The organism is Lacibacter sediminis (assembly GCF_014168535.1).
Classification (GTDB): Bacteria; Bacteroidota; Bacteroidia; order Chitinophagales; family Chitinophagaceae; genus Lacibacter; species Lacibacter sediminis.
Genome location: NZ_CP060007.1, coordinates 4,382,862 through 4,405,344, shown reverse-complemented (window position 1 = coordinate 4,405,344; position 22,483 = coordinate 4,382,862). Strand labels below are relative to the sequence as shown.

The window sequence follows — 22,483 nt, the reverse complement described above, 5'->3', positions numbered from 1 at the left end:
GGTTTTACAGATTTGGATTCGGTTCAAAAATAGGCATTCTTTCCCGAAAAAGAAAGCCTTCCGAACAATCAGACATGCATGAAAATACTTCTTCCAACCGTATCTTTGCCGCCTGTGAATTTTGAGTTGTTGCAGAAAAAATTTAATGATGATCCCCGCCTTTTTCAACTGGCGGACAGGCTTTCTTTTTCCCAAACTCAACGGATCTATCTAAAAAACCTTTTGGGAAGCTCATCACAGTTTGTGGCAGCTTCGGTTTTCAATCATTCTTCGCTTGAGCAATTCAACCATGTGTTTATCGTAAACGACTCGGAAGAAGCTGCTTACTTCCACAATTCGCTGGAAAGTATCACCAACGAACTCAACCTGTTTTATTTCCCATCCTCATTCAAGCATCCAAAGAATTTTCGGTTACTCAATTCCTCGCATGTGATGTTGCGTACGGAAGCATTGACGAAATTTTCAATGCCTACCGGTCAGCGGGTTGGAGCAATTGTTACTTACCCCGATGCGTTGTTTGAAAAAGTAGTGTTGCCAAAGAAACTGCAAGGCAATATGCTGCTCATCAAAACCAACGACACGTTAGACGTTGATAATATGATGGGCTTTTTGGTTGATCTTGGTTTTGAACGAACCGATTTTGTGTATCAGCCCGGGCAGTTTGCAGTACGTGGTGGTATCCTCGATATTTATTCGTTCGGCAATGAAAAGCCCTATCGTTTGGAATTGTTTGGGAATGATGTAGACAGCATCCGCATCTTCGATCCGGAAACGCAGTTGAGTGAACGACGATTGGCGCAGGTAAGTATTATTCCGAATGTGGAAACACAATTTGAAAGTGGCGAGAAAGTTTCGCTGTTTGAATTTTTACCGGAGAATACGATTGTATGGGTGAAGGATTTTGATGTGATGAAGGAGCGACTGCTCACTATGGAAGAAGACATGGAGCAGTTCTTGAAATTGCCGGTTTCCAAACAGGAGCGTGATGAAGATGAGCGTTTGGAAAAAATTGATCTCAACGAACAGGATTTCATCACTGCAGCAATTGTTGAAGAGCAGATCAAACAACATCATACCATTGAGTTTGGTTACGAACCACACTTGTTGAATACAGTTGAAGAGAAGAACAGATTTGAAATTGAATATCATACCAAACATCAGCCGGCATTTAATCGGCAGTTTGAATTATTAATAAGTGATTTGAAAAGTTGGGGTACGAAAAAATTTGAAACATTCATCTTCGCAGAAAATCCAAAACAGCTTGAACGACTTCACAGCATCTTTGCTGATTTGAAAGCAGAGATTCCTTTCACGCCAATTGCATTAGCTATTCATGAAGGATTTATAGATGAAGATTTGAAAGTGATCTGCTATACCGATCACGAAATTTTCCAGCGTTATCATAAGTACAAAGTCAAACAGGCATATAACAAGAGCAAGGCACTTACCATTCGTGCATTAAAAGAATTACAGCCCGGTGATTATGTAACGCATATCGATCACGGCGTTGGAACATACAGTGGTTTGCAGAAAATCGAAGTGAATGGTGTAATGCAGGAGGCAGTGCGTTTGATCTATAAAGACAGTGATATCCTTTATGTCAATATCAACTCACTGCACAAAATCTCGAAGTACACAGGCAAGGAGGGAAGTGTGCCGAAGATCAATAAACTGGGCAGCGATGCATGGCAGCGGTTAAAAGAAAAGACGAAAACGAAAGTAAAAGAGATTGCTTTTGATCTTATTCAATTGTATGCACAACGTAAAGCACAACAAGGATTTCAACATACGCCGGATAGTTATCTGCAAACAGAACTGGAGGCTTCATTTATGTATGAAGATACGCCAGATCAAAGTAAAGCAACAGCCGATGTAAAAAAAGATATGGAAGCACCATCACCCATGGATCGTCTGGTGTGTGGAGATGTGGGCTTTGGTAAAACAGAGATTGCCGTTCGTGCTGCATTTAAAACGGTATGTGATGGAAAGCAGGCTGCTATCATGGTGCCCACAACCATTCTCGCCTATCAGCATTATAAAACATTCCAGGAACGTTTGAAAGATTTTCCTGTAACAGTTGATTATGTGAACCGTTTCAAATCGGCAAAAGAGAAAAAGGAAACCTATCAGAAATTACAGGAAGGAAAAGTAGACATCATTGTTGGCACACATGCGTTATTGGCCAAGGATGTAAAGTTTAAAGATCTTGGTTTGCTGGTTGTGGATGAAGAACAAAAGTTCGGTGTGGGGCATAAGGAGAAGATCAAAACGTTGAAGACGAATGTGGATTCACTTACACTAACTGCAACACCTATTCCACGTACGTTGCAGTTTAGTTTAATGGGGGCAAGGGATCTCAGCATCATGAATACGCCGCCTCCCAACCGTCAGCCCATACAGACCGAAGTGCAGGTGTTCCAGGAAGATTTTATCCGTGATGCGATCTATTTTGAAACGGAGCGTGGCGGACAGGTCTTTTTCATTCACAATCGAATTGCAGGGTTGGCTGAAATGGCTGCCATTATTCAACGTTTGTGTCCTGACCTCAGCATTGGTTTTGCACACGGACAAATGGAAGGTCACGATCTTGAAGAGCGCATCTTCGATTTTATCGGCAAAAAATATGATGTGTTGGTTTGCACGAACATTGTTGAAAGCGGTGTTGATATTCCCAATGTGAACACCATCATGATCAACAATGCACACCAGTTTGGTTTAAGTGATCTGCACCAGTTGCGTGGACGTGTAGGCCGAAGCAACAAAAAAGCATTTTGTTATTTGCTTGCTCCTCCTATGAGTACACTGCCAAACGATTCGAGAAAACGTTTGCAAACATTAGAACAGCATAGTGAGTTGGGAAGCGGTTTCCAGATTGCCATGCGTGATCTTGATATACGTGGTGCAGGTAATATGCTCGGTGGTGAACAAAGTGGTTTCATGGCCGAGATCGGTTTTGAAATGTATCAGAAGGTGTTGGACGAAGCTATCCGTGAATTGAAACGCACGAAGTTCCGTGAACTCTTTAAAGAAGAAATTCAGCAACAGGAAAACTATGTGAAGGATTGTGTAATTGATACCGATCTTGAGATTTTGATTCCGGATGCATACGTAGAAAGTATTGCAGAACGTTTGAGTTTGTATACAAGATTGGATAACTGTGAAACCGAAGATGATTTGATCGAATTCCATAAAGAGCTCATCGATCGTTTTGGCCCCATCCCATCGCAGGTAGAGGATCTGTTTACAACTGTGCGTTGCCGTAAGCTGGCGGTTGAACTTGGCTTCGAAAAAATGACACTGAAAGAACAAACACTTCGTTGCTACTTCATCAATAATCCTGATTCGCCTTATTTTGAATCATCGGTATTTCAGGGTATCATGCAGTTTGTGCAAACTTCACTCAACAAAGCACAACTGAAACAAACCGGCAAACTGTTCCTGTTGGTTGTTCGTGATATGGAAGGCATGGAAGCACTACTTCGCCTGTTAACCCGTATGCATGCCGCCGTGGTGGAAAAGCCGGTTACTGCATAAGCTTTCTCATCGACAGATTTTTCCATTTTTATCAAGCCGGAAAACTTCCAACTGAATAAATGGGTAGTTTTTCTAAATCCACCCAATTTCTTCTTATTTTTAATTGTACAAAGTTGCTGTTTCTTCCGTCTTTAACCGATCATTTTTAAAGCATTAAACCTTCATTCATGGAACAAAACTTTGCAAATTCGAGTGAGATCAGGTACGCACAGGTAAGCAGCGATGAACGATCTATCGCTATTCTCACACATGTACTATCCATCTTCTTTTCCATCCTCGCTCCTTTAATCATATATCTTGTAAAAAGGAATGAATCACGTTATGTAGGTGAGCATGCCAAAGAAGCATTGAATTTCGGAATCAGCGTGGTTATCTATTGCATCATCTGCATACCACTGATATTTATAATCATAGGTATTTTCTTTTTGATTGCTATTGGTATAGGTTCGCTTATTATTTACATCATTGCGGCCGTAAAAGCGGCTGATGATGTGTTGTACCGTTATCCATTCACCATCCGTTTCATCAAGTAGTTTTACTTTTTTTAAGTTAATTCATTGATAAAGGCTTTCATAAACGAAAGCCTTTATTAATTTTGGTACTGCAATTGTTCCAATATCTATGACACATTGTATTATTCAATTAAAACCGAGCTTATGAAACAAGTTCTACTCTTGATTTCTCTCTCATTACTGATCAACTCCTGCGCAAGAAAACGAATGATGGAAAGGGTGCAGCAATATAACATCCGTACCATTGCTATTCTTCCTGCTCAGTTAGAAGTAACCGGAAACATTCCAAAGAAATTAACGCCTGAACAGGTAAATGAGATGATTGAAAGAAACAGCACGTTTCTAAACCGTGCTTTGTACATCGACCTGGTGCAGTATGTTGATACACGTTTGCGTCGCTACTCGCAGGTTCAATTTCAAAGCTCGGAGCGTACTAAAAAACTATTGGAGGAAAAAGGCATTACTGATTCTGCATCCTGGCAAATGGATCCTGCAGAGCTTTCGAAAATACTGGGTGTTGACGCAGTGGTATCAACCAAGGTAACGCAGAACCATATTCTCAGTAATGAAGTGGCAATGGGTGTTGATGTGGTAGGTGGTATTCTTAACCGTACTGTTCCGGGTATTGGTGTGCCAACGGGAATGGCCCGTACAAGTGATATGTTTGTGAGTAGTGCTCTTGTGAAAGAAGGTTATACCGTGTGGAGCACACGATTTACCAACCAGACAGATTGGAACTATCCATTTCAGCAATCCATTCAAAATGTAACAAGAGCTATTGCAAGAAGATTTCCTTTATAAAGAATCCTGTCAATAAAAAAGTCGTTCCACGTTAGCGGAACGACTTTTTTTATGGGTAGAATAAGATTAATCCCAGCCTTTTTTTGCAGTGCCTGCAGCAATTGCAGCCAGAGCTTTTGCTTCGCCTAATAAGGCAGTAAGTTTGTTACCTTTTCCATCATCACCTTTAGCAATGTATCCACCTTTAGCTGTACGCTCAACTACTGCATTCTGGATAGGAACGTTCTTTTCTTTTGTCTTTACGTTATACGCTGTTAATTCCATAATTTAATTTTTTATGAGGGGGTTAGTTAATAATTACCGTCACTCGGTTCGGGCTAAAGTACAGATTTTCGCTAAAAAAGGACTTAAAATGCTTTCCACAGCCGCTATGCATTGAAAATCAATAAAAAAGCGACCCGGATTGACGGGCCGCTCGTATGATTTGTATAAAATTCCGCCTTAAATGTCAAGGTTTGCGTACTTGGCGTGGCTTTCAATAAACTCCCTTCTTGGAGCAACTTCATCGCCCATAAGCATGCTGAATACCCTGTCGGCCTCCGCTGCACTTTCAATCGTAACCATCTTCAGCGCACGTGTGCCCGGGTTCATGGTTGTTTCCCATAACTGGTCGGCATTCATTTCACCCAAACCTTTGTATCGTTGTACGCCCACACTGTCTTCTTTACCTGCACCAAATTGTGCAACGTACGCTTTGCGTTCTTCTTCATTCCATGCGTAAGCCATTTCCTTTCCTTTCTTCACCTGGTATAACGGTGGCTGTGCGAGATAGAGATAACCCTGCTCAACAATCGCCGTCATATAACGGAAGAAAAAAGTAAGGATCAATGTGGCGATATGACTACCATCCACATCGGCATCGGTCATGATGATGATCTTGTGATAACGAAGCTTGCTGATGTCTAACGCTTTTGGATCTTCAGGAGTACCCATCTTTACACCAAGAGCTGTAAACATATTCCGGATCTCTTCGTTATCGTAGATCTTATGCTCCATTGCTTTCTCTACGTTCAATATCTTACCACGTAAAGGAAGAATGGCCTGGAAACTACGGTCACGGCCTTGCTTGGCAGTACCACCTGCCGAATCACCTTCGACTAAATATAATTCGCAACGTTCAGGATCACGATCAGAACAATCAGCCAGTTTACCCGGCAAACCGCCACCGCTTAATACGGTTTTACGTTGCACCAGTTCACGTGCTTTCTTAGCTGCTGCTCTTGCCTGTGCCGCAAGGATAATTTTTTGAACGATGTTCTTTGCTTCTCTTGGATTTTCTTCGAGATAAGCTTCCAGTGTGCGGCTTACAGATGTTTCCACAATACCACTTACTTCACTGTTGCCGAGCTTGGTTTTTGTTTGACCTTCAAACTGTGGTTCAGGAACCTTTACTGAAATGATAGCAGTTAAACCTTCACGGAAATCATCTCCTTCAACATCTACTTTTGCTTTTTCAAACAAGCCTTCTTTTTTTCCGTATGATGTAAACACCCTCGTAATTGATCTGCGGAAACCGGTTACGTGTGTACCTCCTTCAATGGTGTTGATGTTGTTTACATATGAAAAGATATGTTCACTGTACGAGTCATTATACACCATGGCAACTTCTACTGCTACATTACTCTCAGGGTCATGACCATCCATGTAGATCACTTGAGGTAACAGTGGACTGCGTTTGCCATTCTTCTCAATCAATTCTACAAATTCAGTGATACCACCTTCGCTGAAGAATGTGTTACTGTAAGTTGCACCGTTCTCATCCACTTCACGAAGATCGTTGAGGATAATGCGGATGCCTTTATTCAAAAACGATAATTCACGTAAACGTGCTTCAAGAATTTCTTTTTTATAAACAGATGCGGTGAAGATGGTCGTATCGGGCCAGAAATGAACCCTTGTACCCGTAATATCGCTTACACCTGCTTCACGAACAGGATACTGAGGAACACCAATGCGATATTCCTGCTCAAATATTTTTCCTTCACGCTGAACGGTTACCTGCAGTTTAGATGACAATGCGTTTACGCAACTTACACCCACACCATGCAAACCACCTGATACTTTGTAAGAACCTTTATCGAACTTACCACCGGCATGCAACACAGTCATTACAACTTCAAGTGCAGAACGTTTTTCTTTTGTATGCATGGCAGTAGGAATACCACGACCATCATCCTGCACACTGATGCTGTTATCTTCATGAATGTTGACTGTAATGTTTTTACAATAACCTGCAAGGGCTTCATCGATCGAGTTGTCGACCACTTCATACACGAGGTGATGCAAACCTTTTTCACTGATATCGCCAATGTACATGGCGGGACGCTTACGAACCGCTTCTAAACCTTCTAAAACCTGGATACTGTCGGCGCCATAACCTGCATTTTGTGCTGCTGCACTGATGGCTTTTTCCTGTAAGTCTGTTAACTCTGTGCTCATATAATGATTCTCAAAAAATCTGATTGGGAGTGGTGAAAATATATTCGGACAAATGTACGGAAAAGGCAGCGGTTGAAGCGATTTTTAAAGCCGATTTTACAGCAAGAAATCCACAATTTTTCTGCTGAAAATGAAGGGTTTGAAACAGTTTGTGGAATTCTTGAAAACAGGAGCGGCAGACTACTTCTTTTTCCATCCAAAAACATGACAAAACTCTGTCAATAGCCCATGATAATAGCCCTGCTTTATGACCTATCTTTGCCATCCCAATGCAGCAATTAAACGAATTACTCACACTCGCCAACCGAAACCCGCTCTTAACACATGAGCTGGATCTGGTATATGAGCAGGAAAAGCAAATTCCCGGCTCGGTGCAGTATGGTATTTATCGCTACAAATTGCTGCCACATGTTACTCCTGAAGACACGGCGGTGCTGGTGTATAATTCGCAATCTCAGCAATCAAAGGAGCGGAATATTGAGCTGCGTTTCTGCATCAATGGAAATAAATATTGTAACAGCAAAACCTGCGCAAACGGGGTTTGTAAAAAAACATCGGCCGATTGTACTGCAGAGCCAACAATCGATGTATTCATGTTTCGTTTTTCTCCTTCTTATCTTACTCCGTTTGTAAAAGGGAAAACCATTACAACAAAAAGTGAGCGGGTGCTTGCGTTTAAAGAAAAACAATCTTTCATCACAACGGTTAATCTTTGCAGCCGTATCAGAACGGTATTGGAAAACCTGTTACAGCATAATTACAGTAATGCACTGGAGAATATTTATGTAAACAGCCAGTTGCAAACATTGCTGTTGTATGGATTAGAATGTTTAACTGATCAGAAAGCTGAAGACAGTTTTGTTTGCCGTTTTCTTGCAACGGATAATGCAAAAGATACCATTCTGCAGGCAAGGGAAATTTTATTGCAACGTATTGGCGAGCCCATCACCATTAAAGAATTGAGCCGTAAAGTAGGAACCAACGAATGTTATTTGAAAAAAGGGTTCAAAGAAATGTTCGGAACTACCATCTTCGAATTCTACCAGAGCCAGCGAATGGAACACGCTAAATATCTTTTATACGAAAAAGGGTTAAGCGTTACCGAGGTAAGTGCATTACTCGGTTATTCCTCCATCTCACACTTTTCTACTGCGTTTAAAAAGCACACGGGGCTGAAGCCATGTGAATTGTTGTTCAGAACAAACTAATACCTGTTCATTTTCTCTGAGGCTTTCCGTATTGCGTAAACAGTTTTCCTTATTCTGTAAATGATTTGAATGGTTGTAATGCACCTTTGCCCCCGATTAAACTTGGGAATGAACATGAAAAGAACCATTATCACAATTTGCCTGGCAATAATAGCTTTACAAACAACAGCTCAACAGGATTCAACAAAAACAGACAGCAGTCGTCTCCATACAAAATACCTGGCCGATATAACAGTAGTTGGCCGTAACAGCCGTGCTGATGTACATTTTTTACCGGAAATTGTTGGTGTAAATATCAATGCTGGTAAGAAGAACTCATTAATTGTAGTCGATAATGTGCAGGGAAATGTTGTTACCAATACCATGCGGCAAGTGGTAGCCAAAATTCCCGGTATTCAAATTTGGGAAAGCGATGGCAGCGGTATACAGATCGGTATTGCGGCAAGAGGATTGAGCCCTAACCGTAGTTGGGAATTCAACACAAGACAAAATGGTTATGATATAGCTGCCGATCCTTATGGTTATCCGGAAGCATACTATAATCCGCAGTTACAGGCAGTACAACGGATTGAAATCATCAGAGGACATGGTTCGCTGCAATACGGACCGCAGTTTGGAGGAATGGTGAATTACATTCTTAGAAACGGAAGTGAAATTAATAAGCCGTTTGAATTTGAAACACAACAAACCATTGGCAGCAACGGTTTGTTTAATAGCTATAATGCTGTAGGTGGCGAAACAAAAAAATATCATTACTATGGTTTCTTTGACCATCGTAACGCAGATGGATACAGGCAGAACAGCCGCTACTATAATAACTCCGGTTTTGGAACATTCACTTATCGTTTTACGGATAAATTTTCAGTGACTGCAGAGTTGATGCGCAGTAATATGCGTAGCCAGCAACCCGGTGGATTAACAGATGCTCAATTGAAACAAGACATCAAACAAAGTTTCAGAAGCCGAAACTGGTTTGATGTTAGCTGGACAACAGCCGCACTCATCAGCAATTATAAATTTAGTGAAACATCACGCCTGAATGTAAAGTTATTTGCGGTACATGGCGACAGGAACAGTGTGGGTTTTATGCCATCAGCAGGCATTACTGTAAAAGATACCATCAACAAAACCACCAATCAATACAACACACGTAACCTGAATGAAGATGATTACAGGAACTATGGTTTGGAAGTACGTTACCTTGGTGCTTACAAGCTTGGAAAAATGAATAACTCATTTTCATTGGGCGGGCGTTTATACAAAGGCACAACATTGCGTTATGCAGCTGACGGAAAAGGAAGTACAGGAACAGATTATGACATGACCGTGAGCGATGGTATCTGGACAAGAGATATTGACTTCAATACGATCAATGCAGCTTTGCATGCAGAAAATATTTTCAGACTATCTGAAAAGTTGATCGTTATTCCAGGTTTACGTTACGAATATATTACCGGACAAGCAAGTGGACGCAATGGTTTCAGCGGAGGAAATGAAGTGTTATTACAGAATCAAAAACGCAGCCGTGGATTTGTTCTGGCAGGCGTAGGTGCAGAATATCATGTTACATCAATGAGCGAACTCTATGCAAATATCACACAAGCTTACCGCCCCGTGCAATTTGCAGATTTAACAGCACCGCCCACAACCGATGTTGTGGACCAGGATATCAAAGATGCGAAGGGATATAATGCTGATTTAGGCTATCGTGGACGTTTTGGTTCATATCTCTTTTTTGATGTAAGTGCATTTTACCTGCAATACAATAATCGTATTGGTACCATTGTGCAGCAACGCACGGATGGAAGTTTTTATAACTATCGTACCAATGTTGGTAACAGCACAAGCAAAGGCATTGAAGCCTTGGTAGAGTTCAGCCCGGTAAAAGCAATTACTGATAAATCAACATGGGGAGATATTAACCTGTTTGTTTCTTATGGTTACACAGATGCACGTTATGGTAACTTTAAGGTGATAACAAAGAATAATAACAATCAGTTGGTTGAAAGCAATCTGCAGAATAAGAAAGTGGAAAACGCACCAGAGCATATTGTTAGAAGTGGTTTAACTTATTCGTTCAAAGGATTTTCTTTCACTACACAGGTAAGTTATGTGAGTGATGCGTTTGCAGATGCAAACAATACCGTTGCGCCATCAGCAAATGCACAAAACGGAATAATACCGGCATATACTGTTACCGATTTAACTGCGTCTTATCGTTTCAATAAAAATCTAAATATTAAAGCAGGCATTAATAATCTCACGAATGAAAAATATTTCACACGTCGTGCAGGTGGTTATCCGGGTCCGGGTGCATTACCTGCTGACGGTAGAACGTTCTTTATTAGCGTAGGAGCGAAATTCTAAATCGAAACTAATCATGAAAAAACTTCACTCAAAAGATGAAGTTTTTTTTATTTCAGTATGAAAAAACTTTTAGTAGCTCTTTGTTTTCGTATTGCGTAAACTGTTTTCCTCATTCTGTAAATGATTTGAGTTGGCTTGAACCAAATTTGCATCTTATAAAAAACATAATATATAAGATCAATGGAACGGAAATCAAGGACCAAACTAATTATTCTTTTTACACTTCTCACATCAACCATATTTGCGCAACAAGGTTTTAATGGCAGCTCAGCAACATCCCAACAGAATGTTAACGCAAATCCGGTGCCAGCGCAACAAAGTATTAAAGGTGTTGTAACTACTGTTGATGGTAAGGCTGCAGAACATGTAAGCATATTTTTAAAAGAGATCAATAAAGGAGCTGTCAGTCTCGAAGATGGTTCGTTCAGGATCAGTAATGTACCGGTAGGTGAGTATACAATTGTTGCATCATTTACAGGACTTCAGACAATTGAAAAGAAAATAAAAGTGAGCGAAAACGAGGTGCTTACTACCAATTTTGTTTTAATTGAAAATGCAAAAGAGCTGAATGAAATTGTGATCGCTTACTTCAGAGGAGTAAACGATAAGGCAACGGTGTTTGGCAAGTCTTTAATTAAACCAATGGATCTGCCGCAAGCGATTGCTACTGTTAGTGAAGTGGTGATCAAAGATCAACAGGCGCAACGCCTGAGTGATGTGGTGAGAAATGTGAACGGTGTGTATCTCGGCACAACAAGGGCCAGCACACAGGAAAGTTTTTTTGCAAGAGGTTATGGGTTTTCATCAACTAATATGTTTAAGAATGGTTCAAGAGTAAACAGTGCTGCAATGCCTGAGGTGAGCTCGCTTGAAAGTGTTGAGATATTAAAAGGCAGTGCAGCTATTCTTTATGGTAATGTTGCACCGGGAGGTGTGTTGAACATGGTAACCAAGAAACCTAAATTTATGTTTGGTGGCGAAGTAAGCTTGCGTGCAGGTAGCTTTAATCTCTGGAAACCAGTGTTTGATATTTATGCCCCCATCAACAAACATATTGCATACCGTGTAAACGGAACGTTTGAATCTGCAAACAGCTACCGTGACCAGGTGTCATCAACACGTTACTATGTAAATCCATCTTTACTTTTTAAACTTAGCAGCAAAACTGAATTAATCATCGAAGGTGATTATCTGAAACATGATTTTACTCCTGACTTCGGAATAGGCTCATTGGGTAATACGGTTATTCCCGATGTGCCTCGCTCACGTTTTATGGGTACCAATTGGCAATATAATATTACCCAGCAGGCAACAACTTCTGCAACAGTAAGACATGCATTCAATAATAACTGGCAGTTAGGAACTGTTGTTTCTTACCAGCAATTTGATCGTGATTATTATTCAGTCGAACGTATCCAGGCAAAAGTAAATGGAGATTGGGGTCGTCCATTAGGTCGTGTTGATACAAGGGAAAAATATTTTACAGGCCAGGTCAACCTCAATGGTAAATTCAAAACCGGAACAGTTGAACATACATTGCTGGCTGGAGTTGATGCCGATAATTATCTCACCGAAACCTACAATTACGATATACAGGGAAAGATCTATGACAGCATTAATATTCTTGATCCAAACAAATTTGTTCGTCGTACTGATATTCCTGTTGCAACAAGAGTAACATTTGTTCAAACGCCTGTGAACAGAGTAGGCGCTTATGTGCAGGATCTCATCAGCATTACTGAAAAGATAAAATTACTGGCAGGTATTCGTTGGTCTTTACAGGAATCATCTCCGGCAACAACAACTTACTTAGCGAAAGATTCAATAGCAAAAGGAAAGATTAAGGCTGATAAAGCATTTTCGCCACGTATTGGATTAGTGTATCGTATGAAACCCAATGTATCATTCTTTGTCAGCTACTCTAATTCATTTTCTGTGAATACCGGATTAGATATTTACAACAATGTTTTGCCTCCTTCAATTATTGATCAATATGAACTAGGTATAAAAAACATTCTGTTGAAAGGAAAATTAACGGTGAATGTTACGGCTTATAAAATCGTAAACAATAATCTTGCACAAACAGCACAGTTCGATCAGAACGGAAACCCAAATAATAACAGTAACCTGAAAGAACTCACAGGACAAACAACGAGCAATGGTATTGAGCTTGATGTTACAGCTAACCCGATGAAAGGTTTTTCAGTAATGGCCGGGTACAGCTTTAACGATATGCGTTATACCAAAACACCTGATAAAGTGGGCAGTTATGTAGAAGGCGATCGCCTGGTAAGCACACCTGCACACACAGCAAATGCAAGCGCATTTTATACGATCAGTAAAGGCAAATTGAATGGGTTGAAATTTGGTACATCAGTATTTTATGTGGGAGATCGTTTTGGTGGATGGAATAATACTATTGGTCAGGCGCAAAACTATTCAAGATTGATTCCGGTAGAAGGATTTACAACCGTTGATGTAACTGCCGGTTACACTATCAAACGTTTTTCTTTACTTGCCAAAGTTTCAAACCTTACAAACGCTCTTAATTATTATGTGCATGAAAATTATAGCATCAACCCGATTGCCCCACGCCAGTTTGTGGCAACGGTTGCCTATAAATTTTAAGCAAGGAAAATAACTAAATAACGTCAAAAAGGGAATCGCAGCAATGAGATTCCTTTTTCACATAGTTAACAATCGTAAAAGAAGATAATCGAGATAAAATGGCCAAAGCAATTATAGAAAAAACCAAATGGCAGCGAATAAGAAAGTTCTTCAATGATATCCATCTCTGGCTGGGACTCAGCAGTGCATTGATTGTAATTGCTGTTTGTTTCAGCGGAACGGTATATGTATTCAATACTGAACTCACCGAAAAAGCTGCGCCGCATTTGTATAAAGTGCAACCCGTTGCAGGACAGGAACGAATACCCATTGATTCATTAGTGGAAAAAGTAAAACAGGAAACGGGCGGCACGATTGCAAGTGTAACCATTCCTGCCGAATTGAATCGTACGTATCAATTCAATGTAAAGAAGAAAGAAGACAGCACAGCAAGAGGCGGAACAACTTACATGGTGAATCCATACAAAGGTGCAATTGTCGGCAACTCGAAAGAAAAAAATGGTACAAAAGAATTTATGGGAACGATGTTCAGTTTGCATCGTTGGTTGTTGCTGGATAAAGTGAAGGAGCCGATCATCGATGGCTTAGAAAACAGAAAGCTGGGTAGTATGATCACCGGTTGGGCAACGATCATTTTTACGTTGGGATGTATCACAGGTTTGATCATCTGGTTCCCGCAAAAAGTAAAACACTGGCGACAAGGATTAAAAATAAAATGGAATGCAGGATGGAAACGTGTGAATCATGATTTGCATAACAGTCTTGCGTTTTACTCATTGATCTTTTTATTGCTGATGGGATTAACCGGTCCGCAATGGTCGTTTGAATGGTACAGAACAGGGTTACAAAAAACATTGGGTACTTATAAACCAAAAGAGACGCCAAAAGAAAAACCCGGAGGTGAAGGAAGAGAAGGACAGGCAAGAGGCGAACGGAAGGAAGCCGAACGAAAGAAAGAAGCTGGAGCAGATACAACTGCGTTGGCTAGTGCTCAATTATCGATTGCAGATTATATACGTGAAGCAGATAAATTATTAGCGTATAAAGGAAATTATGTGATCACGCTGCCTGCTGATGCAGATGCAAAAACAATGATCAGCAAAACAAAGCTTGGTTTCTTTGCGCCTGCTGCAGGTGATAGGATCACTATGGATCCAAAGAGCGGTAAAGTAGTGAAGCTGGATATTTTTAAGAAGAAACCATTTAATGAACGTGTTGCAGGATCTATCAAAGCGATTCATGTTGGGAATGTATATGGTACGTTTACCAAGATCCTTTATTTCCTTGCTTGTTTGATTGCAACCAGTTTACCGATTACAGGAACGATGATCTGGCTGAACAAGATGAAGAAGAAAAAGAAAACAAATAAAGAAGAGCCTGTCGTTTCATTAAGGGGTGATGAAAAAGTTGCGTAATAAAAAGGGGCTGAATTCAGCCCCTTTTTATTTATAGTTCTTCTAAACTTTCTTTTGTTGCCTGGATTGTTTTGTCCAGATCTTCATACGTTAATGCGTTGTTGAGAAACCAGCTTTCAAATGCAGAAGGAGGTAAATAAACTCCACGCTTCAACATGGCATGAAAATATTTTTTGAACAACTCATTATTTGCTGATGCGGCGCTTGCAAAATCAACAACAGCATGATCACTGAAATGAATGCTGATCATCGAACCCAGTTGATTGATCACATAAGGTTGTCCCCATGCTTTCAATACTTCGTTCAACCCATCACGTAAGTAGATTGTTTTTTCTTCGAGTTCTTTATAAATAGATGGGTTGTTCTTTAATTCAGTCAGTAGTGTAAAGCCCGCAATCATCGCAATCGGATTGCCGCTTAATGTTCCGGCCTGGTAAACATTACCAAGCGGTGCAATGTGCTGCATAATTTCTTTCTTACCGCCAAATGCACCAACAGGCATGCCGCCGCCAATTACTTTTCCATAAGTAACAAGATCAGCTTTGATGCCGAGAAGTTCCTGTGCACCACCGGGTGCCAAACGAAAGCCCGTCATAACTTCATCGAAGATGAAGACGATTCCTTCTTCATCACACAACTTGCGCAAGCCTTCATGAAAACCTGCCTTTGGTAAAATGCAACCCATGTTGCCTGCAACAGGTTCTACAATGATGGCTGCAATCTCTCCTTTATGTTCTGCTGCTAATTTTTTTACAGCGTCTAGATCATTGTAAGCTGCAGTCAGCGTATCATTCGCAACACCTGCAGTAACTCCGGGGACGGTTTGAATATTAAACGTTGCAACACCACTTCCTGCTTTCACTAAAAACGAATCTGCATGACCGTGATAATGTCCCTCGAACTTGATGATCTTGTTTCTTCCTGTATAACCTCTTGCCAAACGCACTGCACTCATGCATGCTTCTGTACCGCTGCTTACCATACGGATCATATCAACATTCGGTGCCATGCTGAGAATGAGTTCAGCCATTTCAATTTCCAATTCGGTTGGTGCGCCAAAGGAAGTTGAATCCAATGCTTTTTCCTGGATGGCTTTTACAATGGGTTCATGCGCATGACCCAAAATCATTGGTCCCCAAGAAGCAATGTAATCGATGTATTGATTACCATCTGCATCATACATGTAAGCACCTTTTGCTTTTTGCATGAAGAGAGGTGTGCCGCCTACGCTTTTAAATGCACGTACCGGGGAGTTAACGCCACCCGGAATACTTTTCTGTGCCCGTTCGAATAGTTCTTTGCTTTTTTTGTACATCTTTTTATGTTTAGCCTTACTGGCCTGTAATTCTTATAAAATCTTTTGCAAAATAAGTTGCGATTAAATCAGCGCCTGCACGCTTGATTGAAGTGAGTACTTCCATGATCGCTTTGTCTTCATTGATCCATCCTTTTTCTGCTGCTGCTTTGATCATGGCATATTCGCCGCTGATGTTATAAGCGCTTACTGGAACATTTACTGCATTCTTTACTTCACGAATGATATCTAAATAACTCAACGCTGGTTTCACCATGACGATATCAGCTCCTTCTTCCACATCCATCATTGTTTCTTTGATGGCTTCAATGCGATTTGAGTAATCCATCTGGTAGGTTTTCTTATCACCAAAACCGGGTGCGCTGTCTAATGCATCACGAAACGGACCATAAAAACAGGATGCATATTTTGCACTGTAGCTCATGATGCCAGTATTGATGAAATTATTTTCTTCCAGTCCTTTGCGGATAGCGCCGATGCGTCCATCCATCATGTCACTTGGAGCAACCATGTCTGCACCTGCTTCTGCATGAGAGATACTCATCTTCACCAATGCTTCTACTGTTTCGTCATTAACGATCTGCCCATCTTTCACAATGCCATCATGTCCGTATGAAGAATAAGGATCAAGCGCCACATCCGTCATCACATACATTTCCGGTACAGCATCTTTAATGGCTTTGATGCTGCGTTGCATCAGTCCGTCTTTATTCCAGGCTTCTTTACCGGTGTTATCTTTTAATTCGTCTTTTGATTTTACAAAGAGCAACACACTTTTTAAACCCATGCTCCAAAGTTCTTTCACTTCATTTACGGTAACATCTAAACTGTTACGGTAGTAGCCGGGCATTGAAGCGATTTCAGTTTTGATATTTGTTCCTTCATCAATAAAAAGTGGAACAATAAAGTCGTTAGGTGAGAGTTTTGTTTCACTCACTAAACTTCTGATCGCTTCTGATTGACGGGTAATTCTGTTTCTTCTTTGTAAGAACATACAATTTCTTTTAGTTAGATTCTAAACAACCGCCGACAGGGTTTGCCACCGCTGTCGGGGTTAGTACCGTTAACAAGAGTTCGATCGCTTTGCCCAAGCAATTTTTTCTTCCTCACTTATTTCATTTAACCAATCTCTTGGGTGTAAACATGCTTCCTGCAATTTGTATTCTTCAGTTCCGAACGCAGGTTGATAATTATATTCAAAGCGAACGGTAGGAGGTAAGCTCATCAAAATACTTTCAATACGTCCGTTGGTTTTTAAACCGAACAAGGTGCCACGGTCATGCACTAAGTTGAACTCAACATATCTCCCCCGACGTATTTCCTGCCAGTGTTTATTGTCTGCTGTATAAGCTGTGCCTTTTCTTTTTTCAACAATGGGAATGTAAGCATCCATAAATGCATTGCCGCATTTCTTTGCAAGCTCAATCCAGAAAGTTACATCTTGTTGTTCAGTCGCTCTTTGGTAATCATAAAAAATACCACCAATACCTCTGCGTTCTGCGTTGCGATGCCAGTTCACAAAATAATTATCGCACTCTTTCTTGAACTTAGGGTAGAAGGAAGGATCAGAAGCATCGCATGCATTTTTGTAAGTCTGATGAAAATGTTTTGCATCTTCTTCAAATAAATAATAAGGAGTTAGATCTGTACCGCCGCCAAACCAACGATCAATAACTTCATCGTTTTCATTATACAACTCAAACATGCGGTAATTGCAATGTACAGTTGGTACAAATGGATTTAGCGGATGAATCACCAAACTCAATCCACAGGCAAACCATTTTGCTCCGTTGATCTTGAGTTGTGTTTTCATTGCATCTGTTACATCGCCAAACACAATCGAAGTATTCACACCACCTTTCTCTAACACATTGCCATTGGCAATCACACGTGTTTTACCACCGCCACCTTCGGGGCGTTCCCATGCATCTTCAAAAAAAGTTGCTTTCCCATCCACTTCTTCCAAGGCAGAACAGATTCTGTTTTGCAAATCATGAATGAATGATATCCAGGTTTCTTTAACGTCCATATAATTGTGAGTGGTGAATGGTGAATTGTCAATGGAGTCTTACATTCAGATATTCACCATTGACCATTGACCATTCACAATTTATATTCCTTCACTGCATCAACAAATGCTCTTGCATGATCAACCGGTACATTGGGTGTAATTCCATGACCCAAATTAGCAATGTATCGCTGAGTTCCAAATGCATCGATCATTTCTTTCACAGCTTTCCTGATCTCAGGAATTGGTGCCAGCAATTTTGCCGGATCAAAGTTACCCTGTATGGTGATCTTGTTCTGCGTAAACTCTCTTGCCATTTGTGGTGTAATGCACCAATCGATACCCACGCCACTTGCTGCACTTTCACTGATCTCTTTCAACGCATGCCATGTTCCTTTCGGAAATAAGATCACAGGCGCATCATCTTTCAACGCTTCAGCGATCTGGAATAAATAAGGCTGTGCATATAATTTAAAATCGGCTGGTGATAAAGAACCTGCCCAGCTGTCAAACACCTGCACAGTATCAGCACCTGCTTTCACCTGGTTCTTTAAATATACAATGGTAATATCAGTGATCTTCTGCAAAAGTTGATGTGCCCTTGCAGGTTGTGTATATGCAAACTGTTTCGCTTTATCCCATGTCTTACTTCCTTTGCCTTCCACCATATAACAAAGGATGGTCCATGGTGCACCAGCAAAACCAATCAAGGGCACACGACCATTCAATTCTTTCTTAGTTAAACTCAAAGCATCATACACATACTTCAAACTTTCTTCTGCACCTGTTGTGATCAATGCATCAATATCTTTTTGCGTAGCAATTGTTTTGGGCAGTGATGGTCCTTTGCCTTCTTCCATCAATACTTCAACACCCATTGCTTGAGGAATCACCAAGATATCACTGAAGATGATCGCTGCATCTACACCAACCTGATCAACCGGTTGCAAAGTAATTTCAGTTGCAAGCTCGGGAGTTTGACAACGGGTGAAGAAATCATATTTCTCACGCAGTTTAATATAATCTGGTAAATATCTTCCTGCCTGGCGCATCATCCACACCGGCGGACGCTCTACCGTTTCTCCTCTGAGTGCTTTTAATAATAAGTCGTTCTTTAGTTGAGTCATAATTATTTGTATGAATGATGAGTGATCAGTGATGAGTTGTTAAGCAGCGGCGCCACTCATTATTCATCACTCATTACTCAAGAAAAATATTCCATCGCCAGCCTTACCAGTTCTTCTTTGCCGGGTGATTTGCCGATGATGATGGTATTATTACAATATTGTTGAATCGTTTTTGCTGTAGTATTACCAATGGCAAACAAAATTGTTTGCGCAGGTACTTTATTGTTGCTGAAAAAACTGCTTACAGCACTGGGACTGTAAAATAAAATGGCTTGATATGTCTTACTGATCTTGTGCGGCGTGTGAATGGTTTCGTATACAATGATCTCCTGTACTTCTATTCCTTTGCTACGGAGAATAGCCGGCAATTCATCCCTGCGTTGTTCACCGCAAAAAAAGATCACTTCATCGGCATCACTTTCTTCTGTAATACGCTCTGCAAGTTCTGCAGCATTATTGGCTGTACCCACTACACTATGATCGCCGAAATTTTCTTTCAGTTTTTGTTTGGTGGTATTGCCCATGCAATAGATCACCCAATCAGGCTGTTGTCCATCCTGCCATGCAACAACAGCATCAACTGCATTCATACTCGTGAATACAACAGTGGACGATTGCAGATACGCCTGTTCAATTTCCTGTTGTGTAGTGATGTCCTGTATCGGTTCGGTATCAATAAATGACAACTCATCAATCGCAATACCGGCAGCTTTTGCTTCTTGCACCAATGATTTACTCAATGGTCGTGTAGATAGTATTTGAATATTATTTTCCTGCATGTTGAATTTCATCTGCGATGGCTTGTCCACCGTGATTCAAAATTTGTTCTGCTGCATAGAAACCCATGTCTGTTGCTTCCCACACTGGCATTGTAATTTCAAATTCTGCTTTCTGCTTTCCATCGAGTGATAAAATATTTCCTTTAAAATGAACTTCATCATCTTTCATTTCTGCATATGCACTGATTGGTGTAGAACATCCACCCATTAAAGCACGCAAAAAATCACGTTCGATCTTTGTGCAGAAGTCGGTATCAGCATCATTAAAATGTACACATGTTTCCAACGCATAACTATCTTCTTCCCTGCAAACAACCATGATGGCTCCCTGTGCAGGTGCAGGTAGCATCCAATCCAGTTCAATTGAATTTTCAGGACGAAGATTGATGCGTTCCAATCCCGCAGCAGCAAAAATGGCTGCATCCCAATTCTCTTCTTTCAACTTACGTAAACGTGTATTTACATTACCACGCAGGTTATGAATTTTAGACGAAGGAAATTTATTTAACCATTGTGCTTTCCTTCTGATACTGCTGGTCGCTATTTGTAGTTCTGCTTTTCCCGGTATTGACCATTCACCATTCACCATTGACCATTCACCCTTCCACACCAACAGATCGTTCACCGGTCCTCTTGGTAACACCGCAGCTTGTATAATTCCTTTCGGTAATTGTGTAGGCACATCTTTCATGGAGTGTACCGCTATATCAATTGTATTGTTTAGTAAAGCAAGATCAAGGCTTCTTGTAAAAATGCCTTGCACCCCCATTTCATACAAGGGTGTTTTTAAATCAATATCACCTTCACTTTTAATGTAAACTAATTCGGAAGTAAAGCCATGTTGGGCGAGCAATTCTTTTACCGTTGTTGCCTGCCATACTGCTAATTGACTTTCCCTTGTTCCAATGCGGATTGTTTGTCCCATTTTAATCTGTGCCCGTAGCAATAAACTCATTGATGGCTTCAATGTAATAGCAGCCACGTTGGTTTTGCTCCTTCATTTTTGACGCCATGCCATTGATCACCCGCTGAATTTTTTCATCGGTCTTATTGCAGGCTGTATGATGCGGTTGCAAAGTTATGTATAATGGGGAAGTATGTATTTCTTTCAGCTTTGTTTTTACCGCTTTTAATACCGGCACATGTTTGCGCATCTGGTACCAGTCGATAAACTCTGCAATATGTTCGGCAATGATGGCTTTTGCTTTGGGCACCTCGGCTTCACGTTTGGTCAACGTTTCATCTTTCAGCTTCGATAATTCATCCACATTTACAAGCGTAATGTTGGCTAATTCTTTGGCTGACTGCTCAACATTATAAGGAATGGAAAGATCAATAATGAGTTTATGATTCAATCCTTCCAGGTGCGATGTTAGAATGGTAGGCTCAGTAGCATTGGTTGCTACCAGAATAATATCTGCAGTAGTGATATGTTGTTGCAACTCTTCTAAAGGAGCTGAGTGCAAACCTAATTCTTCAGCCAGTGTAGTTGCTTTCTCTTCCGTACGGTTGATGAGCGTAATATTTTTTGTACCGAGATAATCCACTAAGTTTTTGCAGGTGTTGCGACCAAACTTGCCGGTACCCAGCAACAATATCTTTTTGCTTTTGATTCCTTTAATGTGCTTGCGAATGTATTGCACTGCTGCAAACGAAACAGAAACAGTACCATCGCTCAACGCTGTATTGTTCTTGATGGCTTTTGATGATTGCAACATGCAGTTCACCAAACGCTCGGTAAATGCATCAATACGATCATGTTGTTTGGCAAGCTTTGCTGCTTGTTTGATCTGACCAACAATTTCATAATCGCCTAAGATCTGGGAATCCAATCCGCCACCTACAGTAAAGAGATGGTTAATGGCTTCCTGTCCTTGTTTGATGTAAGAAAGTTGTCTGAATTGCTCAACCGTTCCTTCGGTTTGTGTGCAAAGCAGACGAATGAGTTGATCAGCTTCATCAGCAAATCCATAGATCTCTGTACGGTTGCAGGTGGAGATCAAAAAGAATTCATGCACGGCAAAATCTGGAGCAAGTTCAAGGATGGTTTTGTATTGTTCCGGATTAACGGCAAACTGACCCCTGATCAATGCATCTGTTTTGCGGTAGTTGATACCCGCAATAAAAAATTTTGATATGTCTTTTGCGCCTGTTCTGTGCATGAGTTAATCGTTCGAAATTCTACAGCGCAAATGTAGTTGCAGACTGCCCTATGAACCTAAAAAATCTGTCATTGCAATGTCATATTACTCATTGATTTTTATCATGATAACAGCTGTTTGTCAACAGGAAAATTCTTGTAATAAAATCACTACAGTTCATCTTTAAAAAAACACATTTGATACAGATT

General features: G+C 40.7%; 16 protein-coding genes. 7 read left to right on the top strand and 9 right to left on the bottom strand.

Features of this window, described 5'->3' with window-relative positions:
- The first annotated feature begins 78 nt into the window (after nt 1-78).
- From mfd to H4075_RS18745, 3 genes are all read left to right on the top strand, one after another.
- On the top strand, nt 79-3,534 hold the full coding sequence (gene mfd / locus H4075_RS18755; protein ID WP_255460233.1) for a transcription-repair coupling factor: 3,456 nt from the start codon (nt 79-81) through the stop codon (nt 3,532-3,534).
- Nucleotides 3,535-3,701: 167 nt separating this feature from the next.
- Nucleotides 3,702-4,067: a DUF4870 domain-containing protein gene (locus H4075_RS18750; protein ID WP_182802352.1), complete on the top strand. Its 366-nt coding sequence runs from the start codon at nt 3,702-3,704 to the stop codon at nt 4,065-4,067.
- A gap of 123 nt (nt 4,068-4,190) precedes the next feature.
- On the top strand, nt 4,191-4,847 hold the full coding sequence (locus H4075_RS18745) for a hypothetical protein (RefSeq protein ID WP_182802351.1): 657 nt from the start codon (nt 4,191-4,193) through the stop codon (nt 4,845-4,847).
- Nucleotides 4,848-4,913: 66 nt separating this feature from the next.
- Here H4075_RS18745 and H4075_RS18740 read toward each other — a convergent pair whose 3' ends face one another.
- Nucleotides 4,914-5,111 carry a hypothetical protein gene (locus tag H4075_RS18740; protein WP_182802350.1) on the bottom strand — a complete coding sequence of 66 codons (198 nt, stop codon included), beginning with the start codon at nt 5,109-5,111 and terminating at the stop codon, nt 4,914-4,916.
- A gap of 177 nt (nt 5,112-5,288) precedes the next feature.
- On the bottom strand, nt 5,289-7,286 hold the full coding sequence (gene gyrB, locus H4075_RS18735; RefSeq protein ID WP_182802349.1) for a DNA topoisomerase (ATP-hydrolyzing) subunit B: 1,998 nt from the start codon (nt 7,284-7,286) through the stop codon (nt 5,289-5,291).
- Nucleotides 7,287-7,555: 269 nt separating this feature from the next.
- On the opposite strand from gyrB, the gene H4075_RS18730 reads away from it, so the two are divergent.
- From H4075_RS18730 to H4075_RS18715, 4 genes are all read left to right on the top strand, one after another.
- Nucleotides 7,556-8,494, top strand: coding sequence for a helix-turn-helix domain-containing protein (locus H4075_RS18730; RefSeq protein WP_182802348.1), 939 nt, complete (start codon nt 7,556-7,558; stop codon nt 8,492-8,494).
- A 114-nt stretch (nt 8,495-8,608) separates the two neighbouring features.
- Nucleotides 8,609-10,861, top strand: a complete 2,253-nt coding sequence (locus tag H4075_RS18725) for a TonB-dependent receptor family protein (protein WP_182802347.1) — start codon at nt 8,609-8,611, stop codon at nt 10,859-10,861.
- Nucleotides 10,862-11,041: 180 nt separating this feature from the next.
- The gene (locus H4075_RS18720; RefSeq protein WP_182802346.1) at nt 11,042-13,489 is read left to right on the top strand and encodes a TonB-dependent receptor; all 2,448 of its coding nucleotides are present in this window, start codon (nt 11,042-11,044) and stop codon (nt 13,487-13,489) included.
- 98 nt (nt 13,490-13,587) lie between these two features.
- On the top strand, nt 13,588-14,904 hold the full coding sequence (locus H4075_RS18715; protein ID WP_182802345.1) for a PepSY-associated TM helix domain-containing protein: 1,317 nt from the start codon (nt 13,588-13,590) through the stop codon (nt 14,902-14,904).
- 31 nt (nt 14,905-14,935) lie between these two features.
- Here the strand turns inward: H4075_RS18715 and hemL are convergent, their stop codons facing one another.
- The 7 genes from hemL to hemA all read right to left on the bottom strand — a co-directional run bounded on the left by hemL (nt 14,936) and on the right by hemA (nt 22,295).
- Entirely contained in the window at nt 14,936-16,219 is a 1,284-nt protein-coding gene (gene hemL, locus H4075_RS18710) for a glutamate-1-semialdehyde 2,1-aminomutase (RefSeq protein ID WP_182802344.1), read from the bottom strand.
- 16 nt (nt 16,220-16,235) lie between these two features.
- The gene (hemB, locus tag H4075_RS18705) at nt 16,236-17,213 is read right to left on the bottom strand and encodes a porphobilinogen synthase (RefSeq protein WP_182802343.1); all 978 of its coding nucleotides are present in this window, start codon (nt 17,211-17,213) and stop codon (nt 16,236-16,238) included.
- Between the two features lie 69 nt (nt 17,214-17,282).
- On the bottom strand, nt 17,283-18,248 hold the full coding sequence (hemF, locus tag H4075_RS18700) for an oxygen-dependent coproporphyrinogen oxidase (RefSeq protein ID WP_182802342.1): 966 nt from the start codon (nt 18,246-18,248) through the stop codon (nt 17,283-17,285).
- A 74-nt stretch (nt 18,249-18,322) separates the two neighbouring features.
- Entirely contained in the window at nt 18,323-19,354 is a 1,032-nt protein-coding gene (gene hemE / locus H4075_RS18695; protein ID WP_182802341.1) for a uroporphyrinogen decarboxylase, read from the bottom strand.
- 77 nt (nt 19,355-19,431) lie between these two features.
- Entirely contained in the window at nt 19,432-20,145 is a 714-nt protein-coding gene (locus tag H4075_RS18690) for a uroporphyrinogen-III synthase (protein ID WP_182802340.1), read from the bottom strand.
- A complete protein-coding gene (hemC, locus tag H4075_RS18685) occupies nt 20,120-21,088 on the bottom strand; it encodes a hydroxymethylbilane synthase (RefSeq protein ID WP_255460232.1) in 969 nt (322 codons plus the stop codon). The genes H4075_RS18690 and hemC overlap by 26 nt, the downstream gene beginning before the upstream one ends.
- Nucleotides 21,060-22,295: a glutamyl-tRNA reductase gene (hemA, locus tag H4075_RS18680; RefSeq protein WP_182802339.1), complete on the bottom strand. Its 1,236-nt coding sequence runs from the start codon at nt 22,293-22,295 to the stop codon at nt 21,060-21,062. Before hemA ends, hemC begins: the two co-directional genes overlap by 29 nt.
- Nucleotides 22,296-22,483: the final 188 nt, after the last annotated feature.